Genomic DNA, 24,392 nt, shown 5'->3' on the forward strand with positions numbered 1-24,392 from the left:
GTGCCCAGGGCGAACTCGAATACCTGGGCCGTGCCGACCAGCAGGTCAAGATCCGGGGCTTCCGCATCGAACTGGGCGAGGTGCAGTCGCAACTGCTGGCCCAGCCTGAAGTGCGCGAGGCCGTGGTGCTGGCCAGGGAGGGGGCGGGCGGCGCCAGACTGATCGCCTATGTGTCGCTGAATGCAGAAATCGCAGAGGGTCTGCTCAAGGGACGACTGGGCGAGGTGCTGCCCGATTACATGGTGCCTTCGGCCATCGTCGTGCTCGATGCCCTGCCGCTGACGGCCAACGGCAAGGTGGACCGCAAGGCCCTGCCCGAGCCTGAGATGGCGAGTGCGCAGGAATACGAGGCACCGCAAGGTGAACTCGAAGAAACGCTGGCGAAGATCTGGGCCGAGGTGCTGGGCGTGGAGCGCACGGGCCGGAAGGACAACTTCTTCGAGCTGGGCGGACATTCCATGACCCTGCTCGAAATGCAATTGCAGATAGGCCGGCGGCTGTCGGTGCAACTGCCGCTCAAGGCCTGTTTTGAAAGCCCATCGCTGGCGGCGCTGGCCCGGCTCGTGCAGGCCCATGCCGCGCCCGCCCACATCAAGAAAACCGCCGATCTGGAAAAGATGGCATCCCTACTCGCAGAGCTGGACCTGGAATGAAAAACACGGAATTCGACATCGCCCATCGCTTCAACGTGCTTGTCCCGGGAAAGCGGCGCCAGTTCCTTGATGCACTGGCGGCCCAGGGCATTGATTTCTCAGGCTTGCCGATTGTCCCGGCGCAGGATGGGGCCGTCACACCGGCCTCCTATGCCCAGGCCCGGATGTGGTTTCTCTGGAAGCTGGAGCCGCAAAGCGCGGCCTACCACATCAGCGGAGCATGGCGGCTGCACGGGGCGCTGGACCTTGACGCCCTGCGCACCGGCTTTGCGGCCCTGGTGGCGCGCCATGCCACGCTGCGCACCGTGTTCAAGGCCGGGCCTGAGGGGCTGCCGCTGCAGTGCGTGCTGGAGCACGTGGAGATTGACATCCCTGTTGTCGAAGCCTCGCAGCCGGCAGTGCAGATGCAGGCCCTGTGCAATCGCACCTTTGATCTTGAAACAGGCCCGCTGCTGCGGGTGGCGCTGATACGCGAGGCGCAGGGCCGGCACCTGCTGGTGGTCGTCATGCACCACATCGTCTCCGATGGGCGGTCCATGCAGATCCTGGTGGAGGAGTTTGCCGCGCAATACGCTGCACATGTGCAGTCGCTGGCGGCCGGGCTGCCCTCCCTGCCGGTGCAGTACGCCGACTATGCGCTGTGGCAGAGAAACTGGATGGAGGCGGGCGAGCGCGATAGGCAGCTTGCGTACTGGACGCAGCAATTGGGCCAGGACCAGCCTGTGCTGCAACTGCAGGCCGACCACCCGCGCCGCGCCGATGGCCGTTACCCCGCCGCCGAGCACGTATTGCTGCTTCCCAGGCCGCTGGTACAGGCCTTGAAGGCGCGGGCGCGCGCCGAGGGGGCCACGCTGTTCATGGCGCTCCTGGCCGGATGGCAGGCCCTGCTGGCACGCTACAGCGGCCAGGGCGATATCCGGGTGGGCGTGCCTCTGGCCAACCGGCAGCGGGCAGAGACGCAGGGACTGGTCGGCCTGTTCGTCAACACGCAGGTGCTGCGCAACCGCATCGACATGCGCATGCCCATGGTGCAGGTGCTGCGACAGGCCCGGGAGGCGGCGCTGGGTGCGCAGGCACATCAGGATTTGCCGTTCGATCAACTGGTGGAGGCCCTGCAGCCCGAGCGCAACCTGGGGGTCCAGGCCCTGTTCCAGGTCATGCACAACCACCAGCGCACGGCCGCTGCATTGCCGCGGCAGATGGCAGGGCTGCTGCTGGAGCCCTGCCCGCAGGACGAGCGTGCCGCACAGTTCGAGTTGGTGCTCAACAGCAGCGAAAGCGCCGATGGCGAGGTGCGGCTGGCCTTCAGCTATGCAGCGCCGTTGTTCGAGAGCGAAACCATTGCCCGCATGGCTGGCCATTGCCAGGCGCTGCTGCAGGCGCTGGCGGAGCATCCCCAACAGGCGCTGGGCGATGTGCCTCTGTTACAGCCGCAAGAGCAGCACCAGTTGGCCGCCTGGGGGCTCAATCGCATGCCTGCGGGGCAGGGGCAGCCCGTGCATCGCTCGTTCGAAGCATGGGCCCGGCGCACTCCGGATGCCGTGGCCTTGGCATTTGGCGATGCAGCGCTGAGCTACTGCGAACTCAACCGCCGTGCCAACCGTCTTGCGCACCGCCTGATGTCGCTGGGAGTGGGGCTGGAGACGCGCGTGGCCGTTGCAGCCCAGCGCTCCGTGGAGATGATGGTCGGGCTGCTGGCCATCCTCAAGGCGGGTGGCGCCTACGTGCCGCTGGACCTTGACTACCCGCGCGAGCGCCTGGCCTACATGCTGCAGGACAGCGGCGTGCGCCTGGTGCTGTGCCAGGGGCCCGGTCAGTCGCTGCTTCCCGACCAGCACGGCCTGCAGGTGGTCGATCTCGACGCATCCGAGCCTGGCGTCTGGCCGGACCATGATCCACAGGTCGAAGTCGATGGCCAGAACCTGGTCTATGTGATCTACACCTCGGGATCGACGGGCCGGCCCAAGGGGGCTGCCAACCGCCATGACGCACTGAGCAATTGCATGGCATGGATGCAGGAACGCTATAGGCTCACGGCCCAGGACGCGGTGCTGCACAAGGCGCCCTTCGGTTTCGACGTGTCGGTCTGGGAGATGTTCTGGCCCCTGACCACGGGCGTGAAGCTGGTGCTCGCCCAGCCCGGTGACCAGCGCGAGCCAGCGCGCATCGTGGAGCTGATCCGGCGCCATCAGATCACCACGCTGAATTTCGTGCCCTCCATGCTGCAGGCCTTTCTGGCGCATGAGGGTATAGAGGCGCAGACGCGCCTTCGCTACGTCATCTGCGGTGGCGAGGCCATGCCGGCCGCTACCCAGCGCGAGGCATTGCAGCGGCTGGCCGGCGTCAGCCTGCAGAATCTCTACGGGCCCACCGAGGCGGCCATCCACGTCACGGAGTGGACCTGCCAGGACGACGGCAGCCACCAGGTGCCGATTGGTCGCCCCATCAGCGCCACCGGCACCTGGGTGCTGGACGCCGACATTGCGCCTGTGCCCCAGGGCGTGGCAGGCGAGCTGTATCTGGGCGGCATGGCCCTGGCACGCGGCTATCTGAGCCGTCCCGGCCTGACGGCGGAGCGGTTTGTGGCCGATCCCTTCGACAGCAGCGGCAAGGGGCGTCTCTACCGCACCGGTGACCTGGTGCGATGGAATGCGCAAGGCCAGCTCGAGTATCTGGGCCGCATGGACCATCAGGTCAAAATCCGGGGGCTGCGCATCGAACTGGGCGAGATCGAGGCACATCTGCTGGCCCGGCCCGAAGTGCGCGAAGCCGTGGTGGTCGCCGCGCACGGTCCCGGCGGCGAATGCCTGGTGGGCTATGTGGCGGCCCCCGGTGAAGATGAACGCCTGGCCGCCAGGCTCAGGCAGGCGCTGGCTGGTGTGCTGCCGGACTACATGGTGCCTTCATCCATCGTCGTGCTGCAAGGCCTTCCACTGAATGCGAACGGCAAGGTGGACCGCAAGGCGCTGCCGGCGCCGCAGTGGCTGGAGCGCGAGTACGCGCAGCCGCTCACGGCGACCGAGACGCAGTTGGCGGCCATCTGGGCTGAGCTGCTCGGCCGCGAGCTGGTGGGGCGCCATGACCACTTCTTCGAGCTGGGTGGGCACTCCCTGCTCGCACTGGGCATGCTGGAGCGCATGCGGGCGCATGGCCTGACGGCCTCCGTGCGAAGCCTGTTCCAGCATCCGCAGCTGGCGGATTTCGCCGCGCAGGTCACGCGGGCCGATGACAGCGCCGAGGTCGAGGTGCCGCCCAACGGTATCCCCGATGACTGCACGGCGATCACGCCCGCCATGCTGACCCTGGTGCGGCTGGACGCGCAGGAGATTGCGCTGGTGGAGGCCGCCGTTCCGGGCGGATCGGCCAACATCCAGGACATCTATCCGCTGGCGCCGCTGCAGGAAGGCATTCTGTTCCACCACACGCTGCACCAGCAGGGCGATGCCTACGCCACGCCGAATCTGCTGGCCTTCGACAGCTGCCAGCGGATGCAGGACTTTGTGGACAGCCTCAATCAGGTGATTGCGCGCCATGACATCCTGCGCACGGCCGTGCTGTGGGAAGGCCTGAGCGAGCCCGTGCAGGTGGTCTGCCGCCGTGCCGATGTACGGATCGAATGGTTGCAGGACGAGGCCGCTGAAGCAGATGTTGCCGGGCGGCTGTATGCCCGGATTGATCCCAGGGTGCATCGCATCGATGTGCGCCGTGCCCCGATGATCCGTGCCGTGGCCTCGCACGATGCCGCGCAGCAGCGCTGGCTGTTGCAATTGCTCACTCACCATCTGGTGCTGGACCACACGACGCTGGAACGCGTGGTCGAGGAGATCGCGCTGATCCAGCAGGGGCGCCATGGTGCACTGCCGCAGCCCCTGCCGTTCAGGCGCTTCGTGGCCCGGGCCAGGCTGGGCGTGAGCGTCGCCGAGCACGAGGCTTTCTTTGGTGCCATGCTCGGCGATGTCGATGAGCCGACGGCGCCGTTCGGGCTGCTTGATGTCCAGGGCAATGGTGCCGCTGTGCAGGAAGCGCGCCTGCCGCTGCAGGCCAGCCTGGCTCAGCGCGTGCGCAAGACGGCACAGCGCAACGGCGTCAGTGCAGCCAGCCTGCTGCACCTGGCCTGGGCGCTTGTGATGGGCAGGAGCACGGGCCGTGACGACGTGGTGTTTGGGACCGTGCTGTTCGGGCGCATGCAGGGCGGCGAGGGTGCGCACAACGCATTGGGCATGTTCATCAACACGCTGCCGCTGCGGGTGAAGCTGGGAGCGCAGACCGTGCAGGACTGTCTGCGCCAGACACACTCCCTGCTGACACAGCTGATGCACCATGAGCATGCCAGTCTGTCGCTGGCCCAGCGCTGCAGTGCGGTGCCGGGCGGCACGCCCTTGTTCTCGGCCCTGCTGAACTACCGCTATGGCGTGCAGCCGCAACACCAGGGGCCGGGGCAGGGCGCCGAGGGGGGCTGGGAGGGCGTGACCCTGCTGGGCGGGCGCGAACGCACCAATTACCCGGTAGCCATGTCCATCGACGATCTGGGAGACGGCTTTGCCTTGGTGGCTCAGACCAGCGCGGCCGTGGGAGCGCAATGCCTGTGCGATGCCCTGGAAGCGGCCACCGGCGTTCTGGTCGAAGCGCTGGAGCGCAGTCCGGCGCAAAGCGCGGGCGAGCTGCAGTTGCTGTCGGCGCAGGAGTGGGCATTGCAGCAGCGATGGGGTGTCCAGGCCGCAGCCGACCCATGGCAAGCGCCTGTGCACCGTGCGATCGAACGCCAGGTCCGCGCCACGCCCGGCGCCGTGGCGCTGGTCTTTGGCGGTCTGTCGCTGAGTTACGGGAAATTGAACCAACGCGCCAACCAGTTGGCGCACTGGTTGATCGCGGCCGGGGTGGGACCTGAGAGACGCGTGGGCATTGCGCTGGAGCGCAGCTTCGACATGGTCGTGGCGCTGCTGGCCGTCATGAAGGCGGGCGGTGCCTATGTTCCGCTGGACCCGGAGCAGCCTGCCCGGCGACTGTCATCCATGGTGGAGGACAGTGGCATTGAATGGCTGCTCACGCACGGTGCGCTGCGCCATGGCATTGCGGCGGGCGATGGCCTGCAGGTTCTGGCGCTGGACGGGCTGGATCTTGACAGCCAGCCTGGCCACGACCCGCAGGTGCCTGTGCACGGCGAGAACCTGGCCTATGTGATCTTCACCTCGGGCTCCACGGGGCGGCCCAAGGGGGCTGCCAACCGGCATGCAGCGCTGCACAATCGCCTGGCCTGGATGCAGAGCGCCTATGCGCTGGACGCCTCGGACGCGGTCCTGCAAAAGACGCCCTTTGGCTTCGATGTATCGGTCTGGGAGTTCTTCTGGCCGTTGATGGCAGGCGCAAGGCTGGTGATTGCCGCGCCTGGCGATCACCGCGATCCCGCCCGGCTGGTGGAGTTGATCCGGGGACAGCGGGTCACCAGCCTGCACTTTGTGCCGTCCATGCTGCAGGCCTTTCTGGCCCATGAGGGCATGCAGGCCTGCACCGGCCTCAGGCGCATTTTCTGCAGCGGCGAGGCACTGCCTGCCGAAGCGCAGAACGCCGTCTTGCGGCATCTGCCCCAGGCGCGCCTGTACAACCTGTACGGCCCCACCGAGGCAGCCATCGACGTCACGCACTGGAGCTGCCGCGATGACGGCGGCAGCCAGGTGCCCATAGGCCAGCCCATCAGTGGCATCAGGACCTATGTGCTCGATGCCTGCATGCAGCCTTTGCCGCAGGGCGTGGCTGGCGAGCTTTTCCTGGGTGGCACGGGGCTTGGACGCGGCTATCTGAACCGGCCGGGCCTGACGGCCGATCGCTTTGTCGCCGACCCCTTCGACGCCGATGGCGCTGGCCGGCTCTACCGCACAGGCGATCTGGTGCGCTGGAGCGCACGGGGCCAGCTCGAATACTTGGGCCGCATGGACCACCAGGTCAAGATCCGGGGACTGCGCATCGAGCTGGGCGAGGTCGAGGCACAACTGCTGGCCCAGCCCGAAGTGCGCGAAGCGGTCGTGGTGGTCGCGGGTGGCCCGGGCGGGGGGCGACTGGTGGGCCATGTCTCGGCCCGTGCGGGCAGGCACATCGACTGGCCGCTGCTCAGGCAGCGCCTGCTGACGCTACTGCCGGACTACATGGTGCCGACGGCCATCGTGGTGCTGCCTTCCCTTCCGCTGAATTCCAACGGCAAGGTGGACAGAAAGCAGCTGCCGGAGCCCGGCCAGGACCATGACGGCGGCTATGAGACGGCGCAGGGCGAGGCCGAACAACTGCTGGCGGGCATCTGGGCTCAGGTGCTGGAGGTGGAGCAGGTCGGTCGGCACGACAATTTCTTTGCGCGCGGTGGCGACTCCATCCTGAGTCTGCAGATCGTCAGCCGTGCACACCGTGCGGGCTGGAAGCTCACGCCCCGGCAATTGTTCGAGCAGCAGACCATTGCCCAGCTGGCGACGGTCATGCTGCCGCTGCAGGGCATGGCCTGCGAGCCGCCGGTGTCCGCAAAGCCCGGGCAACTGGCCGATTTTCTGGATGCCGATGCACTGGCTGCGCTGGCCCTGGATCCGTCAGCCATCGAGGATGTCTACCCGCTCACCCCCACACAGGAGGGCATGCTCTTTCACGCCATGGAGGCGCCAGGCTCGGGGCTGTATGTCAACCAGCTGAGCGTGCAGCTGTCCCATGTCGATGCCGCGCGCCTGGCGCAGGCCTGGTCGTCCATGGTGCAGCGCCATGCCCATCTGCGCACGGCATTTCTTTGGCAGGAGGGCATGCAGCGGCCCCTGCAATTGGTGATGCGTGAGGCCACGGCGCAATTTGCCATCAGCGACTGGCGTGCGGACCCCGATGCGGGCCTGCGGCTGGAGCCATTTGCAAGGCAGGAGCTGCTGCAGGTGCCCGACTGGCTTGCGCCGCCGCTGGTGCGGGTGTGCCTGATCCGGCTCACCGAGACGCGCTATCAGCTGATCTGGACCCAGCAGCACATCGTCTCCGACGGGTGGAGCGACTCCCGCCTGCTGGGGGAGTGGCTGCAGTGCTATGCAGGCGAGGAACTGCCAGCACGGCCCCCTGCCTACGGCGACTATGTGCGCTGGCTGCATCGGCAGGATGCCCGGGCGGCGCAGGCATTCTGGACAGAAGAGCTTCGCGCTCTGGATGGCGCCTGCCTGCTTGCAGGGGCTGCCTCGGGCGAGCCCTCTCCTGGCTACGGCAAGGTCTACACGCGCCTGGGTGCCACTCGGACGCAGGAACTCCAGCGCCATGCTCAGCGCGAGCGGGTTACCATGAACACACTGGTCCAGGCTGCCTGGGCGCTGGTGCTGCAGCGTCACACCGGCAGTTCCCGGGTGATCTTCGGCGCCACGGTGGCGGGGCGGCCTGCACAGGTGGAGGGCGCGCAGGAGATGCTGGGCCTGTTCATCAACACCATTCCGATTGCCGTGAACGTGCGGCCCGGGCTGTCGTCGGGCGAGTTCCTGCGCGGCATGCAGGCACGCAACCTGCGCGCCAGGGAATTCGAGTATGCGGCGCTGGCAGATATCCAGCGCTGGGCCGGCTGCTCCGGCAGGCCGCTGTTCGACAGCATCATCGTGTTCGAGAACCATCCCGTGGACCGGACGCTGAGGCAGCTGGACCGCTTCGGCCTGGAATTCGGCAGCGTGGCAGGCAGTGGTCTGACGGGCTACGCGATGGACCTGCAGGTCACCGTGGGCGAGACGCTGGAGATCGAGTACTGCTATGCACGCAGCAGCTTCGGCGAAGGCCAGGCGCTCGCCATGCAGCGCATGGTCGAGCATCTTCTGGACCAGATGCTGGTGGGTGCGGCACAGCCGGTGGGATCGCTGGGCTGGCTGGATCCGTCGGTCACGACGGCCGTGCTGTCGCTGGGCCAGGGGGGGGCGCAGCCTGCTCCGCGATCGACGGTCCATGCCCTGATCGAGCACCAGGCGCAATCCCGGCCGCAGGCCGTCGCGCTGAAGATGGGCGAGGCGCAGATGCGCTATGGGCAGCTCGATGCCCAGGCCAACCGACTCGCGCACCATCTGATCGCGCAGGGTGTAGGGCCCGACAAGGTGGTGGCTGTGGCGCTGGAGCGTTCGCTGGACACCATCGTCACCCTGCTGGCCGTGCTCAAGGCCGGAGGCGCCTATCTGCCGCTGGATATCGCCTATCCCGCCGACCGGCTGGCCTTCATGCTGAAGGACAGCGGCGCCGTGCTGCTGCTGAGCCAGCGCTGCGCCTGGCCACACCTGGCGGGCACCCAGGTCGCGACGCTGCTGCTGGACGAAATCGATCTTCAAGGCACGAGCGAGGCGCGCCCTCTTGTCTCGCTGAGCCCGGACAACCTGGCCTATGTGATCTACACCTCCGGCTCCACCGGCATGCCCAAGGGTGTGACGGTGTCCCATGGACCCTTGGCCATGCACTGCCTTGCCACGGCGGATATCTATGGCATGACGGCGGACTCCTGCGAACTGCATTTCATGTCGTTCTCGTTCGACGGAGCGCATGAACGCTGGCTCACGCCGCTGTGCGTGGGCGCCAGCCTGGCCGTGCGCGACAACGAGTTGTGGACTGCCGAGCAGACCTATCAGGCCTTGCACCGCCACGGCGTGACGACGGCGGCATTTCCCCCTGCCTACCTCGGCGAGATCGCCGAATGGGCGGCGCAGCGCGACGATGTGCCTGCGGTGGAGCTGTACGTGTTCGGGGGGGAAGCGATGCCCAAGGCTGCCTATGACAAGGTCCGTGCACGGTTGAAGCCGCGCTGGCTCATCAACGGCTATGGCCCGACGGAAACGGTGGTGACGCCGCTGATCTGGCGCACGTCGTCAGAAGGCAGCTTCGATTGTGCCTACGCGCCCATAGGCCGACCTGTGGGTGAGCGCTGCGCCTATGTGCTGGACGACGATATGCAGCTGCTGCCCGAGGGCATGATCGGCGAGCTGTACATCGGTGGCTATGGCCTGGCGCGTGGCTATCTGGATCGGCGCGCGCTGACGGCCGAGCGCTTCGTCGCTGATCCTTTCGACGACCGTGGAGGCAGGCTGTACCGCACGGGCGATCTGGTGCGCTGGTTGAGCGGCGGCAACATCGAGTACATCGGCCGGGCCGATCACCAGGTCAAGATCCGCGGCTTCCGCATCGAGCTGGGCGAGGTCGAGAAGGCAGTACGCAGCGTGGCGGGCGTGATGGATGCCGCCGTCCTGGTCCATGACGCGCCGGGGGGCAAGCAGCTGACGGCCTACGTCGTGGCGAATGCCGCCAGCGCCGGCCAGGTCCTGGCGCGGCGCGTGCGCCAGCAACTGGGCGAACGATTGCCGGACTACATGGTGCCCGCGCATGTGCTGCTGCTGCCCGCCCTGCCGCGCCTGGTCAGCGGAAAGCTGGACCGGCATGCCCTGCCCGCGCCGCAAGCGGATGCGCAGCGCCACCATGCTCCGCCATCGACCGCCGAGGCGCGTGCACTGGCGCAGATCTGGGAGGAAGTGCTGGGAGTGCAGCCCGTGGGCGAAACGGACAATTTCTTCGAGCTGGGCGGGGACTCGCTTCTGAGCCTCAGGATGCATGCCAAGGTCCGCAAGCTCGGCAACAGCCGGCTGGACTTCAAGCTGCGTGATCTTTTGCAGCGGCCCACCATCGCCGGGCTGCTGGGGTTGGGCGCTGCAGCGGCGCAACTGCCTTGCGGCCTGGTGGCCTTGAATGCCGTGTGCGATGCCGCGCCGCCACTGTTTTGCGTGCATGCTGGCTTTGGCACCGTGTTCGACTACCAGCCCCTGGCGCGGGCTTTGAATGGTGTCCGCACCGTCTACGCCATACCGTGCCGCAGCCTGGCCGATCCCGCGCATCTGGATGCTTGTCTGGAGCAGATGGCCGATGACTACTGCCGCATGGTGCGTGCCGTACAACCGACGGGTCCCTGCCACCTGCTGGGCTGGTCACTGGGAGGCACGCTGGCGGTGCTGATGGCGCAGCGGCTGCAATCACGGGAGCCGGGCACGGGTTTCGTGGGCCTGGTCGATCCCTTTGTTCCGCCTGCATCGGGGCAGGTGGCAGACGCATGGTGGCCCGACTTTGTACGCTTTGCAGCCTATCTGATGCCGCAGGTCCGCATCGAAGATCTGGCCGAACTCGGTGCTGCGCAGGAGCCCAGCATCGACATGCTGGCGGGTCCCATCGACCGCCTTCTGGGTCGGTCAGAGACTGACCATCCTGCGGGTCATGCATCCATGGATGGAACCGGGCTGGCACAGGCTTTCATGACGGCACGGCACCTGAAGCGCCTGTCTCTGCAGATGGACAGGCTTCCTGCCTTGGAGGCGGAGGTTGACCTGTGGTGGAGCCAGGACCGGGATGCTGCAGACCGTTCACGGCTGGAACGTCAGCTGGGGCGGGAGCCCGCGAGTGCTGCCGATATTGCGGCCGACCATTTTTCGCTCATGAGGCATGAGGATCTGGTGGCGCAGTTGCTGCAATGCCTGTCGCTGGAGCCTGTGCCGGTTTGAGGCCGTCGCCCGGCGGGGTCATGAACGGCCAGGCACGTTGTGCCTGGCCGGCACATCTAGGTGTTTACACATTGTCTCCATTTCTTTGCGCTGAACGTCTCTTTGGCAGGAAGTGCACAGCTTGCGGGACTTTTCCTTCGGCATCGCCAGCGGCTGCACCAGATGAGTTCCGAGTTTCATTCAATGCCTTTGGGAATTTTCTAGCCATGCGTTCTTTGCCCCGTCAACATCTGTTGAGCCTTGCCCTGGCCACAGTCTTTGGTTCCGCCTCCATCTGGAGCCCTCTCGCCGCTGCACAGGGGGCAGGGCAGACCAGCCAGGTCTTCGACATCAATGTTCCGGCGCAGGCGTTGGCATCGGCGCTCAATGAACTGTCCCGGCAGACGGGGTCGCAGGTGTTCGCTGCCGGGGATGTGGTGTCGGGGCTCAGCTCCCGTGCCGTGACGGGGCAACTGACCTCCGAGCAGGCGCTGCGCGAAATGCTGACCGGCTCCCCGCTGCAGGCCACCAGGACGGCCAATGGCGGTTTTGCCATCCGCCGCACGCCGGAGCCGGGCGCTTCTGCAACGACTCTGCCCGTGGTCACGGTCACCGACCGCGAGGATTCATACGGTCCCATCCAGGGCTATACGGCCAGGCGAAGCGCGACGGGTGCCAAGACCGATACGCCGATTGTGGAAATTCCCCAATCCATCAGCGTTGTCGGCGCCGAGGAAATCGACGTTCTCAAGTCGCAGAACATCCAGGACGCGCTGGGCTATGTGGCAGGCGTCAGCCGCTCCGAGGGACTGGACAGGACCACGGATACGCTGATCGTGCGGGGCTTTCAGATCGACGGCAACGGCAATCAGTACCGCGACGGACTGAAGTACACGGTCAACCGCTACAACGGCCAGCAGGAACCGTATGGACTGGATCGCATCGAGCTGCTCAAGGGTGCGGCATCCGTGCTGTATGGCGCGGCGTCGCCGGGTGGCGTGCTCAACACGGTGAGCAAGCGCCCCACGACCGCGCCGCTGCATGAACTCAATATGGAACTGGGCAGTTTCAACCGCAAGCAGGTGTCCGGTGACTTCGGCGGCGCGCTGGACAAGGATGGAGAGTGGTCCTACCGGCTCACCTTCCTCAAGCGCGACAGCAATACCTTCATCGACCATGTGCCCGATGACCGGTTCTATATCGCTCCTGCGCTGAAGTGGCAGCCCAACGCGAACACCTCGCTGACGCTGCTGACGGAGTACCAGAAGGACAAGACCGGCTATGTGCTGGGCCTGCCAGAATCCGGCACCATCTTGCCGAACATCAATGGACGCATCCCGCGCAACCGCTTCGTCGGCGAGCCCGGCTTCGACACCTTCGAAGGCGAGCGCTATTCCGTCGGCTATGTGTTCGAGCATGCCTTCAATGACAAGCTCAAGCTGCGCCACGGCCTGAGGTACATCCATGCGGATATACGGTACCGATCGGTGTTTGTCTCCGGCCTTGCCAGCGACCAGCGCACATCCCGCTACCGCGGCACCTTGTCGCGCTGGGACGATTCTTCGGGCCTGACCAGCGATACCTCGCTGGAGTATCAAGGGGTCACCGGTCCGGTCAAGCACACCCTGCTGGCGGGCGTGGACTACTATGCACCGCGCCACTCCAGCGAACGCTATGAGGGCAGCCTGGGGAGCATCGACATCTTCAATCCCGTGTATGGCCAGCCCATCGGCAACGTGGATATTCCCAATCCTTTCTCCTGGAGGAGCAAGGCGAGGCAGTTGGGCGTCTATTTCCAGGACCAGATGAAGATCTCCGACAAGTGGGTCGTGCTTCTGGGCGGGCGGCATGACTCCGTGCGGTACGACGAAAGCAATTTCTTCACTGGCGAGAAAAGTGCGGACAACGAAAAAAGCAGCGCCTTCACCGGTCGCGCTGGCCTGGTATACCTGGCGGACAACGGCCTCGCGCCTTTCCTGAGCTACAGCGAATCCTTCGAGCCTACGTCCGGCCGAGACCGTCTCGGGTCCCGGTTCAAGCCAACCACGGGTGAACAGGTGGAAGCGGGCATCCGTTTCCAGCCCAAGGGCTCCAACACCTTGATTTCGGCGGCCGTGTATCAGCTGACCCGCCAGAACGTCCTGGTGGCAGATCCCCAGGACCCCACGCTGAGCAGCAGCATTCAGGCTGGCGAGATCCGCTCGCGCGGCTTCGAGCTGGAAGCCAGAACCTCCATCAGCCGCCATGCCAATGTGATCGCCGCCTATGCCTATACCGATGCCAGGACCACGCGCGCCAGCGCCCTGCAGCCGGAACAGCAGGACCGTCGCACTTATGGCGTTCCCCGCAACCAACTGTCGCTGTGGGGTGACTACAGCTTTGGCGAATTCGGCCTGCCCGGTCTCAAGGTAGGTGTGGGCATGCGTTACGTTGGCAGCACCAGAAGCCAGAATTACAACGTGGTGCCCTCCTTCACGCTGCTGGACGCCATGGTCAGCTATACGACGGGGCCATGGAGGTTTGCCCTCAACGCCACCAACCTGGCCGACAAGACCTATGTCGGCAGCTGCAGTACCGTCTGCTTCTACGGCGAGCCCCGCAAGGTGATCGGCACGGCCACCTATCGCTGGTAAGCGGGCATGGGCCATGGGCCACGGCTGGAGCGATCCGGCCGTGGCCTTTTCTTTGTCTGGGAACCGAAGGCGCCGTTCAGAGCGCCTGCAACTGCACCCCGCCATCCGGCTGCGGGCGCACCCTCAGCGGCAGGATGGACGGCAGCACGGCCAGCAGGCCGGCCGAGTCATTGGCGCGAAAGCGCCCCGTCAGGCGCAGCGCGGCCACGCGCGCATCGGCGGCTTCTATGGGTTGGGTGCGGTAGGCGTTGACGGTGGCCAGGGCCTCGGCCAGCGGGGTGTTCTCGAAGACCAGCCAGCCCTCGCGCCAGGCGGACAGCGTGGCGGCATCGGCCTGGCGCACGGCCTCGGCCTGCCCGTTGCGGATGTCCACGATCTGGCCGGGCAGCAGGTCCAGCGTTGCCGCCGCCGGGCCCGTCGCATCCTGCGCATCCCTGCCCAGCACGCGGACCCTGACATGGCCATGCTCCACGCCCACGGTGACGGGGCCGCCGCGGTCGCGCACGGTGAAGACCGTGCCCACGACCTCGATGCGTGCCTCGCGCGTGATGACCTCGAAGGGCCGGTCGGGATCGGGGGCCACTTCGAATCGCACTTCGCCCCGGGCCATGGACACGCTGCGGCGCTGGCGGTAGAGCGTCACGGCAATGGCGCTCTGGGGCGCCAGTTCCACCAGGCTGGCCTGCAGCGGCAGCTTGCCGTCTGCCAGAGTGATCTTGAGGATCTGCGAGTTGCGCGTGGCGTAGGCCGAGGTGTGTATGGGCTGCTGCCAGTACCAGTAGGCGCCCCGGCCCGCCAGCGCGCCTGTGCCCAGCAGCCCGGCGAAGGACAGCAGCAGCTTGCGGCGCCGGACGGCCTGGGTGGAGCGCGAGGCCCGGTCGGCCAGCAGGGCGGTTTCCTGGAACTGCTCGCGCAGGCCGCCGGACATGCCGCCCAGCAGGTTCCAGCGCAGGTGCGCCTCGCGTGCGGCGGCATCGTGCCGGGCTGATTTCCCGCGCCATTCGCCCAGGGTCAGGCGGGCCTGGTCGGCCACCGGGTCGGGAGCGATTTCGCTTTGAACGATCAGCGTCAGCGCATGCTCGACCATGCGCTCGCTAGGTGCACTTGCCATGGAAAGGGGGAGTCAGGATGCGTCGTCGGTCAGTGTACTGTTGTCGAAATCCATGGCGCTGCCCAGCGCATGGTCCTCGATCAGTTCGGAGCGCAGCTGGGCCAGCACGCGCGAGCAGTCCAGCGTGGCGCGCACCATGTGCTTGGCGACGGCCATTTCGGTGATGTTGAGCTGATCGGCGATTTCCGCGCGCGTGTAGCCATGGGCGCGAAAGAGGATGAAGACTTCGCGCCGGCGAGGCGGCAGGCCTTCCAGCGCCTGGACGACGCGGTTCAGGATCTGGCGCTGGGCGGCCAGGGTTTCGCTGGAGGGCGCACTGTGCTGCACCACCATTTGCTGGCGCGTCCATTCCTGGGCGGTCTTGCGCTTGCGCGCATCGTCGATGCACAGATTGCGTGCCACGCGAAACAGCAGGGCGCGTGGGGATTCGATGCCGGCGTCGGGCAGGGTTTCGGCCTTCTTGCCGCTGCGCAGGCCCAGGGCGTGCACATAGACCCGCTCGAAGCTCGATTGCGCGATGTCGGCCGCATAGTGCGGATCTCGGAGATCGCGCGTGAGCTGGCGGCGCAGATCGCCATAGTGAGCCACGAGTTCCTGGATCAGGTCACGCATCCGGATACCTGCCTTTCCGCAAGGGCGATGGGTTGGAACCCCTGGGTCCGTACAGAGAAGGGCCTACCGGATGCTGCAACCCCGGCCAGGGCCGGGGCGGTGCAGCAGCGGGTATGGGATTCAGCGGCGCAGGTGATTCAAATTCAAATGCAAATGGTTTGCATTCAAATTATGGCATGGGAGATCCCTGCGCCATCATGCCCTGTGCGATCTTTCAATCCTGCAGCGCCAGCTGTTCTGTGCGCGCAACATCGGGTCTTTGGGCTTGCGCTGCCAGCAGGGCTTCACCGATTTCGCCGGTGCGCACCGAAGTGACGGACAGCAGGGTGTCGCTGAGGCCGTGGGAGCCCTCGCAGGCGCCCTGCAGGAAGATGGCGGGGCGAAAGTCCGGCGTGGTGTGCACCTGGTAGTCGCGGCTCACGGAGAAGTCGCCCAGGTAGGGGGCCAGCGGGTCCAGCAGGGTCTTGTGGTGCTCGCGCGCATAGCCGGTGGCCAGCACCACCACGTCGTAGCGCGATGCATGGTCGATGCCGCTGTTGAGGTCGCGCAGGCCCAGGTGGATGCCGTCGCTGGCGGCGCGCACTTCCTGCACCTCGTGGCGGCGCAGGAAGCGGTGGCGCGTATCGCCGACGACCTTCTGTTCATAGAACACCTTGAAGATGCTCTCGATCAGTTCCAGGTCGGGACAGGCGTAGTTGGTGTGCCAGAACTCGCGCAGCAGGGCGCCGCGCTCGTCGTGCGGGCGGCTGTAGACATGGTCCACGAAGTCGGCGTTGAAGATTTCGTTGACGAAGGGGCTGTCGTCGGACGGGCGGATGGAGCGGGCGCGCATGACCAGGTCGATCTCGGCCGTGGCGTAGCGGCCGTGCAGGTCCATGAAGATTTCGGCGGCGCTCTGGCCCGCGCCGACCACGGCGATGCGCAGCGGCCTGGCATGCTCGGCAATGCTGCGCAGGTAGGCGCTGGAGTGGAAGACGCGCGCATCGCCGCGCAGGGGCTTGAACTGCTCGGGAATGCTGGGCGTGCCGCCGATGCTCATGACCAGGTTCTGGCCCAGGCGCTCATGCACGTTGCCGGCCGCATCGCGCGAGCGCACGCGCAGCAGCTCCACCTTGCCGTCGCGTTTTTCAGGCAGCACCTCGATGACTTCCTGGCCGTAGACGCAGCGGTCCTCGAACTTGGAGGCGGCCCAGGCCAGGTAGTCGTTGAACTCGTGGCGGCTGGGAAAGAAGGTCTTGAGGTTGATGAAGTCCTGCAGCCGGCCCTTCTCGTGCAGGTAATTGATGAAGGTGAAGCGGCTGGTGGGATTGCGCAGCGTGGCCAGATCCTTGAGGAAGGACACCTGCATGTGGGCCTGCTCCAGCAGCATGTCCCGGTGCCAGGCGAAGCGCGGCTGCTTTTCGATGAAGACGGGGTGCATGGCCCGCGCGGTGGTTTCGCGCTCCTTGAGGGCGATGGCCAGGGCAATGTTGGAGGGGCCGAAGCCGATGCCGATCAGCGGGTGGGTTTGCATGGAAGGTCCTTTCATTGGGTCGATGCGTCCAGTGCGTCCGGCGCGGCTGCGTCGGGCTGCGGTATCCACAAGGCGTCTGCGAAAAAGCGTTCCCTGAGCAGGACTCCCAGCACGGCGCGCTTGTGCGGGAAGTCGAATTCCTTGACCAGCGCATAGCCGCAGCGCGGCAGGCTTTTGCGCATCTTGCGGTTGTCGGCGCGCGGCTCCACGACAATGCGCTGCGTGCGGCAGTCGTCCAGAAAGAGGTAGTGCGACAGCGAGGGCAGCCAGGCCGTCAGGTAGGGCTGGCCGCGAAACCGTGCCTCACCTACCAGCGCATGCCAGCCCCGGTCATGGTCGCCCGCGTCATAGAAGGGGGCGATGCGGTCTTCCTTGGCCCAGTAGGCCTCGAAGTAGCCGAAGGGCTCGCCGTCGAAGCAGCCGATGAGGCCGAGCGCATGCGGGTCGCCGGCCATGCGCTGCAGGTAGGCGCGGTGGTGGGCGAGGTCGCCGCTTTCCTCCCAGAAATGCGCGACGACCGGGTCGTTCATCCAGCGGTGGATGAGGGGCAGGTCGGCCTCGGGCTCCACGGTGCGAAAGCTCAGCGTGCGGCCCAGCCAGGGGATGAAGCGGCGGTAGACCTCGCCGCGCGGCTTGGCCAGGCGCACGGGGTGGCGCCGGCCTTCGCTGATCGTGTAGTGCAGCGCATAGGGTGGGCGCGGGCGGGGCAGCCACAGGGGCTGCTGCCACAGCACGCTTCTTGCCACGCACGGGGCCTGGCCCGGCTGCACTGTGGCAATGCTGTCGCGCAGGCCGGGCGGCAGCCGGGGCAGGGACAGTTCGATGGCTTGCGCATCGGGATGCAGGCCAAAGCCTGCCTGCAGTGCGGCCAGCAGTTCATCCGCTTCGGGCATGCCCGAACAGGGGCCCAGCCATTGCAGCTGCATCAGGCCTGGCGCGGCCGTGGGCGACAGGTTCCAGAGACTGTGCTTGCCGGGCCTGCCGGCATCCACGGACCCCGAACGCTCCAGGCGCAGCCGCTGTCCATCGCCGAAGACGCTGATCGTCTCGGCGCCTGCATGGGCAAGGTAGCTGGCGCCGGAGGCGTCTGGTGACGGTGTAGCGGTGACTTCGACTGGACGCACGTGGACTCTTTCAGATGGAGTGCCCCGCGTGCGGGACACGGGTCGGGGCTCGGGCAAGGGCACAAGGGACACAAGGCAGCCTCATGACCGGGATGACGCGCAGGCGCGGCAAATGTTCATGCCAGGGTCGTTCATGCCAGGGCCGGGCTGCGGGCCGCCTGGAAGGCATGGGCCAGTGCCTTGCAGAGCCGGTCGCGCAGCACCTCGGTCTCTTCGGTGAGGGCGCCCAGCCGCGCAAAGTCATGGACCATGCCGGCGTAGATCTGCAGGTCCACGGCCACGCCGGCGGCCTGCAGCCGCTCGGCATAGCGCTTTCCTTCGTCGATCAGGGGGTCGTACTCGGCCAGCACCATCAGCGTGGGGGCCAGCCGGCCCAGGTCGGATGCCTGCAGGGGGGCAAAGCGCCAGTCCTGCCGGTCCGCATCGCTGCGCAGGTATTGGCCGAACATCCAGGCCAGGGTGTCACCTTCCAGCAGATGGCCGGTGGCCAGACGCGCATGCGAGTCACTGTCCTGCTGCGCTGCCGTGCAGGGGTAGAGCAGCAGCTGCAGCAAGGGCTGGGGCATGCCCGCGTCGCGCGCGGCGATGCACAGGGCCGTGGCCAGCGTGCCCCCGACGCTGTCGCCGCCAATGGCCAGGCGCTGCGCGTCCAGGCCATGGCGGCTGCCGTGCTCCAGCAGCCAGGCCAGGGCGTCCTCTGCGTCGAGGAAGGCGGTGGGAAAGCGGTGCTCTGGCGCCAGCCGGTAGTCGATGGCCAGCACATTGCAGGGCGTGCCCAGCGCCAGGCTGCGGCACAGGCTGTCATGCGACTCGAGCCCGCCCAGCACATAGCCGCCGCCGTGAAAGAACAGCAGGCAGGGCGCGGCTGTGTGTCCAGGGGCTGCGCTGTAGAGCCGGGCACGGATGCGCGCGCCGTCACGCGTGGGCAGATCCAGGTCCTCGGTAGGCAGATCGTCGCCCGGCAGGTCCAGCGCCAGCGTGGCGTTGTCGTAGGCGGCGCGCGCCTGCGCTGCCGTCATCTGGCTCATGCGCGGGCGGCTGGATGCCTGGGCGTTGGCGAGTTCAAGAAATGCTTGCAGGTCGGGGTGGAGAGCCATGGCGTCCTTCGGGTGTGCAGCAGACAAGGCAAAGCGGGCCGGTGCAGGGCAGGGCGCCCGCGCTGCCCCTTCTTCGTGATGACGCAGGGCGGCGGAATTTGTTCATCGCCTGGGCGGTGAACATTTTTGGCGCACGCACGTCTTGCAGGGAGTAGGAAGCGCTCGCCGTGCGCCGCGCTCCAGGAAACGCCGGGCCGCGCCGGCATTGCAAGGTCATGCGCCCACGGGCGCCAGAGGAATCCCTTATGGAAAACGCCAGCCGACCGCCCTCCGAGGTATTGCGCCTGCTCAGGCCCTTCCTGCCGTGGATGGCGCTGTCCGTGGTCACGGGCATTTGCGCGGGTGGGGCCACGGTGGCGCTGCTGGCGACCATCAACCAGGTGCTCAACCGCCCCGGCGGATTGGCCGGCGGCCTGCTGCTGACCTTCATCGCCCTGTGTGCCACCGTGCTGGTGTGCCGGGCCACGTCCGACATGTCGGGCAATTTTGTGGGGCAGCGCCTGGTGGCGCAGCTGCGCAAGGAACTGGCCAGCAAGATCCTGGCCGCACCCATCGATGCGCTGGAGCGCTACCGCACGCACCGCCTCATGCCCGTGCTCACGCAGGACGTGGACATGATCAGCGACGTGGCCTTCGTGCTGGCCTCCAACGTGATCGCCCTGGCCATTGCGCTGGGCTGCCTGGCCTACCTGGCCCTGCTGTCGCCGCCGCTGTTTGCCATGCTGGTGGTGGCGCTGGTGCTGGGCGTGAGCCTGCAGGCGCTGGCGCAGTCACGCGGCGTGGCGGGGTTCTGGAAGGCGCGCGATCACGAGGAAGTGCTGCACAAGGCCTACCGCGCCATCAGCGAAGGCGCCAAGGAGCTGCGCATGCACCGCGCGCGCCGGGGCCGCATCTTCGACGGGCAGATTGGCTCCACCGTGGATGCCATCCGCCGCATCAACAGCCGCGCCATCAACACCTATGTGCTGGCCTCGGCCTTCGGTTCGGCGCTGTTCTTTCTGTTGATCGCCCTCATCCTGGGCTGGGCCGCGCTGCGCACCACCGAGCCCGTGGTGCTCAGCGGCTTCGTGCTGGTGCTGCTGTTCCTCAAGGGCCCCATGGACCAGATCGCGGGCGCGCTGCCCAACCTGGGCCGTGCCAAGGTGGCGCTGCAGCGCATTGCCGACCTGTCGGCGCGCTTTGCCAGCCCCGAGCCGCACCTGCATCTGGACAGCCCGCCCGGCGAGGTCCGCCTGGACCGCGGCCTGGAGCTGCGGGGCGTGCGCTATGCCTTCGATGCGCCCGAAGGCGGCAAGGCCTTCGAGATCGGCCCCATCGACCTGAAGCTGGGCAAGGGCGAACTGGTCTTTGTGGTGGGCGACAACGGCTCGGGCAAGACCACGCTGATCAAGCTGCTGCTGGGCCTGTATGCGCCCCTGCAGGGCGAGATCCTGCACGACGGCCAGCCCGTCACGGCGCAGACGCGCGACGACTACCGCCAGCTGTTCACCACGGTGTTCTCAGACTTCTACCTGTTCGAGGACCTGGTGGCCGGCGGCGAAGAGGGCCAGGCCGCCGCGCTGCCCGAGGCCGCGCTGCCCTACCTGCAGCGGCTGGAGATCGCACACAAGGTCAGCGTGCGCAACGGCAGCTTCAGCACCATCGACCTGTCCACCGGCCAGCGCAAGCGCCTGGCCCTGGTCCACGCCTATCTGGAGGGCCGGCCCGTGCTGGTCTTCGACGAATGGGCGGCCGACCAGGACCCGAGCTTCCGCCACCTGTTCTACACCGAGCTGCTGCCCGAGCTGCGCGCCAGGGGCCACCTGCTGGTGGTCATCTCCCATGACGATCGCTACTTCCACCTGGCCGACCGCATCGTGCGCATGGAGGCCGGCTGCATGGTCCTGCCGCAAGACGGGGCGCAGCCGGTGGCGGCTGCATCGGCCAGTCCCGCCAGTCAAGGCGCGCTGGCCGACATCTGAATTCCTGCTGAATCCACGAACATGGCAAAGACAAAACTCGTCTACATCTGGTCCCTGAGAAACGCCGCCGCCGACCAGGCCGGCCAGCACATCGCCTACAAGGGCGCAACGCGCTACATGAAGTCGCCGCTCGAATACCTGGGCGAGTTGCTGGACACCAGCCCGCTGGGCGATATCTACAGCCTGGAGGCCGTGATCCACGACGACGACGAGGCCTCGCCGCGCGACCGCGAAAAAATCGGCGGCTACGGCTTCAGCTACCAGCCGGGCGGTCGCTGGTTCTATCCGCCGGACCTGCGCATCCAGGGGCGCAGGGTCAATGACCTGCTCATGGCCGTGCCGTCCTCCTACCGGCGCCTGCCGCTGAACGATCCGCAGCGCGCCGCGGGCAAGCAGATGTTCGAGGCACAACTGCAGGACAGGCTGGTGCAGCTGGGTGCCGAGCGGGTGGTGCTGGACGGCCTGCTCGTCATCCTGGACCGGCTCGTGCGGCCCGGGGCCCTGTTCCACCGCAGGATCGCCAACATCCACCCTGGCATCACGCGGCTGGAGTCACCCTATGAACGCCGGGGCGCCTGCGCCACGCTGGACGCGCTGCATGGCGCGCAGGGCTACAAGATCGTGGACTGGAAGACCATGGAACAGCGCCCGGTCCCGCCCCTGTTCAAGACCGGCGCATCCTTTCACTACGTGGACAACGGCATCGACTCCGGCGAAGTCATCGCCGACGTGCTGGGCACCGACATCGATCCCGAAGACACCATCCTCGAACTGCGCTGGAACAATTTCCAGCACAGCCTGTTCCCCGCATTGCGCAAGGGGCTGGAGATGATGGCCAGAGCGCCTGCAGACACCACGGTGTGACAACGCGCGTATCTCAAAAACCGGCACGGCCCAAAGCGAGGGACACCGAGCAAGGGCCTATGCCGGCCGCGCCGCCCCGCCGCGAGGGTGTCGTCCCCCTCCCTCGCGAAGCGAGAAAGAGAGGGGGAAGCGGCGCAGCCGCTCAGGGGGTGCTTCACCTCGGCGCCAGACGAATGGCCCCATCCAGCCGGATCACCTCGCCATTGAGCATGTCGTTGTCCAGAATGTGGCGCACCAGCTTGGCATAGTCCTGGGGCGTGCCCAGGCGGCTGGGGAAGGGCACGCCGGCGGCCAGCGCGTCCTGCACTTCCTGCGGCATGCCGAACAGCATGGGCGTGCCGAAGATGCCGGGAGCAATCGTCATGTTGCGGATGCCGTTGCGCGCCAGATCACGCGCAATGGGCAGCGTCATGCCGACCACGCCGCCCTTGGACGCCGCATAGGCCGCCTGGCCGATCTGGCCGTCGTAGGCCGCCACGCTGGCCGTGGAGATCAGCACGCCGCGCTCGCCCGTGCTCTCGGGCTCGTTGGCCGACATGGCGGTGGCGGCCAGGCGGATCATGTTGAAGCTGCCGATCAGGTTGACCGTGATGGTCTTGGAAAACAGCGCCAGGTTGTGCGCGCCGTTCTTGCCCACGGTCTTCTCGGCGGGCGCAATGCCTGCGCAGTTGACCAGGCCTGCCAGCTTGCCCAGGCTCACGGCCTTGTCCACCACAGCCTGGCCATCGGCCTCCTGGCTCACGTCGCATTTGACGAAGACGCCACCGATCTCGCGCGCCACCGCCTCGCCCTTGTCCGCCTGCATGTCGGCAATCACCACCTTGCCGCCCTCGGCAGCCAGCATGCGCGCCGTGCCTTCGCCCAGCCCGGAGGCGCCGCCCGTGACGATGAATACCCGGTCCTTGATCTGCATGGAATGTCTCCTTGGTTATCTGACGTTGACGTAAACGTAACTCTCAAATTATGCATGCAGCCCCGGCCGCAGCCATGCCGCGCCCAAGAAAAAGCCCGGCAGTGCCGGGCTGGTGATGGGCGCGATGGGGGTTACTGGAACCCGGCGCGGTCCAGCATTTGCTGGACCTTGGTCATGTTCTTGCCCACGGCCGTGATCGGGATGGTCTCGCTCTTGAAGGGCTTGCCGCCGGTCATTTCCTTGAGTGCGGGGTTGTCCAGTTCCACGCCCTTGGCTGCGGGCCACTCGTTGTTGCCGTTGGCAAAGTAGTTCTGGGCGGCGGGGCTGGCCAGGTACTCCAGGAACTTGACGGCGTTGTCCTTGTTCTTGGCATGGCGTGCCACGGCGCCGCCTGCGATGTTCAGGTGCGTGCCCCAGCTGGACTGGTTCGGAAAGACCACGCCGATCTTGCCGACCACGGCCTGGTCCTCAGGCTTGCCCGAGCGCATCATGCGCGCCAGGTAGTAGCTGTTGGTCACGCCGATGGTGCATTCGCCCGAGGCCACGGCCTTGATCTGGTCGGTGTCGCCACCCTTGGGCGGGCGGGCCAGGTTGGCCTTCATGCCCTGGATCCAGCCTTCGGCCTTCTGGTCGCCCATGTGCTCGACCACGGTGCCGAACAGGCTCAGGTTGTAGGGATGCGAGCCCGAGCGGATGCACAGCTGGCCCTTGAACTTGGGGTCGGCCAGCGATTCGTAGTTCTGCACGTCGGCGGGCTGGACCTTGGCCTTGTTGTAGACGATGACGCGGGCGCGTGTGGACAGGCCGAACCAGCTGATGCCATCGGCCGTGGGCTGGGCGCGCAGGTTGGAGGGGATGGCGTCTTCCAGCAGCTTGGAGTGGATGGGCTGGAACAGGCCATCGACCTCGCCGCGGTACAGGCGTGCGGCATCGACCAGCAGGATCACGTCGGCCGGCGAGGCCTGGCCCTCGGCCTTCAGGCGCGCAATGATGCCGGCGTCGTCGCCGTCCACGCGGTTGATCTTGATGCCGGTGGCCTTGGTGAAGCCGTTGTACAGCTCCTCGTCCGTGGAGTAGTGGCGCGCGGAGTAGAGGTTGACGACCTGGGAGTCGGCAATGGCTGTGCCGGCAGCCACCAGGGCGCAAGCGGCAAACAGGGCTTTCAGGGATTTCGACATGAAGACAGGCCTCTCTTTGTTGGCAAAGCGCGATGATAGGTCAAACGCGAATTGTTCTTAATAAAGGGTGGGGCCCGTCTAAGGGCTTGTGCGCGGTGGTCCCTGGTGGGCCGCGAGCCAAGGCGCGCGAAAAGCGCACGAAAAAAAACCCAGTCCAAAGACTGGGTTTGAAAGGATCCAGAAACGGGGGTTTCAAGAGGATCCAAGGAGACAACTGGTCAGGTCTTTCGACCCGGGATGCGTGCA

General features: G+C 66.6%; 12 protein-coding genes. 5 read left to right on the forward strand and 7 right to left on the reverse strand.

What is annotated here, in order from left to right:
• The 3 genes from ACUTR7_RS00005 to ACUTR7_RS00015 form a co-directional block, all read left to right on the forward strand.
• Nucleotides 1-653, forward strand: a 653-nt coding sequence (locus ACUTR7_RS00005) for a phosphopantetheine-binding protein (RefSeq protein ID WP_445607773.1), incomplete at its 5' end; no start/stop codon positions are given.
• A complete protein-coding gene (locus ACUTR7_RS00010) occupies nucleotides 650-11,161 on the forward strand; it encodes an amino acid adenylation domain-containing protein (RefSeq protein WP_445607774.1) in 10,512 nt (3,503 codons plus the stop codon). The genes ACUTR7_RS00005 and ACUTR7_RS00010, both read left to right, overlap by 4 nt.
• Nucleotides 11,162-11,367: 206 nt before the next feature.
• The gene (locus tag ACUTR7_RS00015; protein WP_445607775.1) at nucleotides 11,368-13,773 is read left to right on the forward strand and encodes a TonB-dependent siderophore receptor; all 2,406 of its coding nucleotides are present in this window, start codon (nucleotides 11,368-11,370) and stop codon (nucleotides 13,771-13,773) included.
• Between the two features lie 76 nt (nucleotides 13,774-13,849).
• Here ACUTR7_RS00015 and ACUTR7_RS00020 read toward each other — a convergent pair whose 3' ends face one another.
• From ACUTR7_RS00020 to ACUTR7_RS00040, 5 genes are all read right to left on the reverse strand, one after another.
• On the reverse strand, nucleotides 13,850-14,884 hold the full coding sequence (locus tag ACUTR7_RS00020) for a FecR family protein (RefSeq protein WP_445607776.1): 1,035 nt from the start codon (nucleotides 14,882-14,884) through the stop codon (nucleotides 13,850-13,852).
• A gap of 12 nt (nucleotides 14,885-14,896) precedes the next feature.
• The gene (locus ACUTR7_RS00025) at nucleotides 14,897-15,496 is read right to left on the reverse strand and encodes an RNA polymerase sigma factor (protein WP_012206549.1); all 600 of its coding nucleotides are present in this window, start codon (nucleotides 15,494-15,496) and stop codon (nucleotides 14,897-14,899) included.
• A gap of 214 nt (nucleotides 15,497-15,710) precedes the next feature.
• The gene (locus ACUTR7_RS00030; protein ID WP_445607777.1) at nucleotides 15,711-17,009 is read right to left on the reverse strand and encodes a lysine N(6)-hydroxylase/L-ornithine N(5)-oxygenase family protein; all 1,299 of its coding nucleotides are present in this window, start codon (nucleotides 17,007-17,009) and stop codon (nucleotides 15,711-15,713) included.
• An 11-nt stretch (nucleotides 17,010-17,020) separates the two neighbouring features.
• Nucleotides 17,021-18,133, reverse strand: coding sequence for a GNAT family N-acetyltransferase (locus tag ACUTR7_RS00035; protein WP_445607778.1), 1,113 nt, complete (start codon nucleotides 18,131-18,133; stop codon nucleotides 17,021-17,023).
• A gap of 131 nt (nucleotides 18,134-18,264) precedes the next feature.
• Nucleotides 18,265-19,230, reverse strand: a complete 966-nt coding sequence (locus tag ACUTR7_RS00040; RefSeq protein ID WP_445607779.1) for an alpha/beta hydrolase — start codon at nucleotides 19,228-19,230, stop codon at nucleotides 18,265-18,267.
• Nucleotides 19,231-19,475: 245 nt separating this feature from the next.
• Between ACUTR7_RS00040 and ACUTR7_RS00045 the strand changes: the two genes are divergently transcribed.
• Nucleotides 19,476-21,191 carry a cyclic peptide export ABC transporter gene (locus ACUTR7_RS00045; RefSeq protein WP_445607780.1) on the forward strand — a complete coding sequence of 572 codons (1,716 nt, stop codon included), beginning with the start codon at nucleotides 19,476-19,478 and terminating at the stop codon, nucleotides 21,189-21,191.
• Nucleotides 21,192-21,212: 21 nt separating this feature from the next.
• A complete protein-coding gene (locus ACUTR7_RS00050) occupies nucleotides 21,213-22,055 on the forward strand; it encodes a N(5)-hydroxyornithine transformylase PvdF (protein ID WP_445607781.1) in 843 nt (280 codons plus the stop codon).
• A gap of 154 nt (nucleotides 22,056-22,209) precedes the next feature.
• Here the strand turns inward: ACUTR7_RS00050 and ACUTR7_RS00055 are convergent, their stop codons facing one another.
• Both ACUTR7_RS00055 and ACUTR7_RS00060 read right to left on the reverse strand, forming a co-directional pair.
• A complete protein-coding gene (locus ACUTR7_RS00055; RefSeq protein ID WP_034394989.1) occupies nucleotides 22,210-22,968 on the reverse strand; it encodes a 3-hydroxyacyl-CoA dehydrogenase in 759 nt (252 codons plus the stop codon).
• A gap of 131 nt (nucleotides 22,969-23,099) precedes the next feature.
• Nucleotides 23,100-24,146 (reverse strand): Fe(3+) ABC transporter substrate-binding protein, encoded by a 1,047-nt coding sequence (locus ACUTR7_RS00060; RefSeq protein WP_012206542.1) that lies wholly within the window; start codon nucleotides 24,144-24,146, stop codon nucleotides 23,100-23,102.
• Nucleotides 24,147-24,392: the final 246 nt, after the last annotated feature.

The sequence above is a fragment of the Delftia sp. NA_296.1 genome (assembly GCF_052692095.1).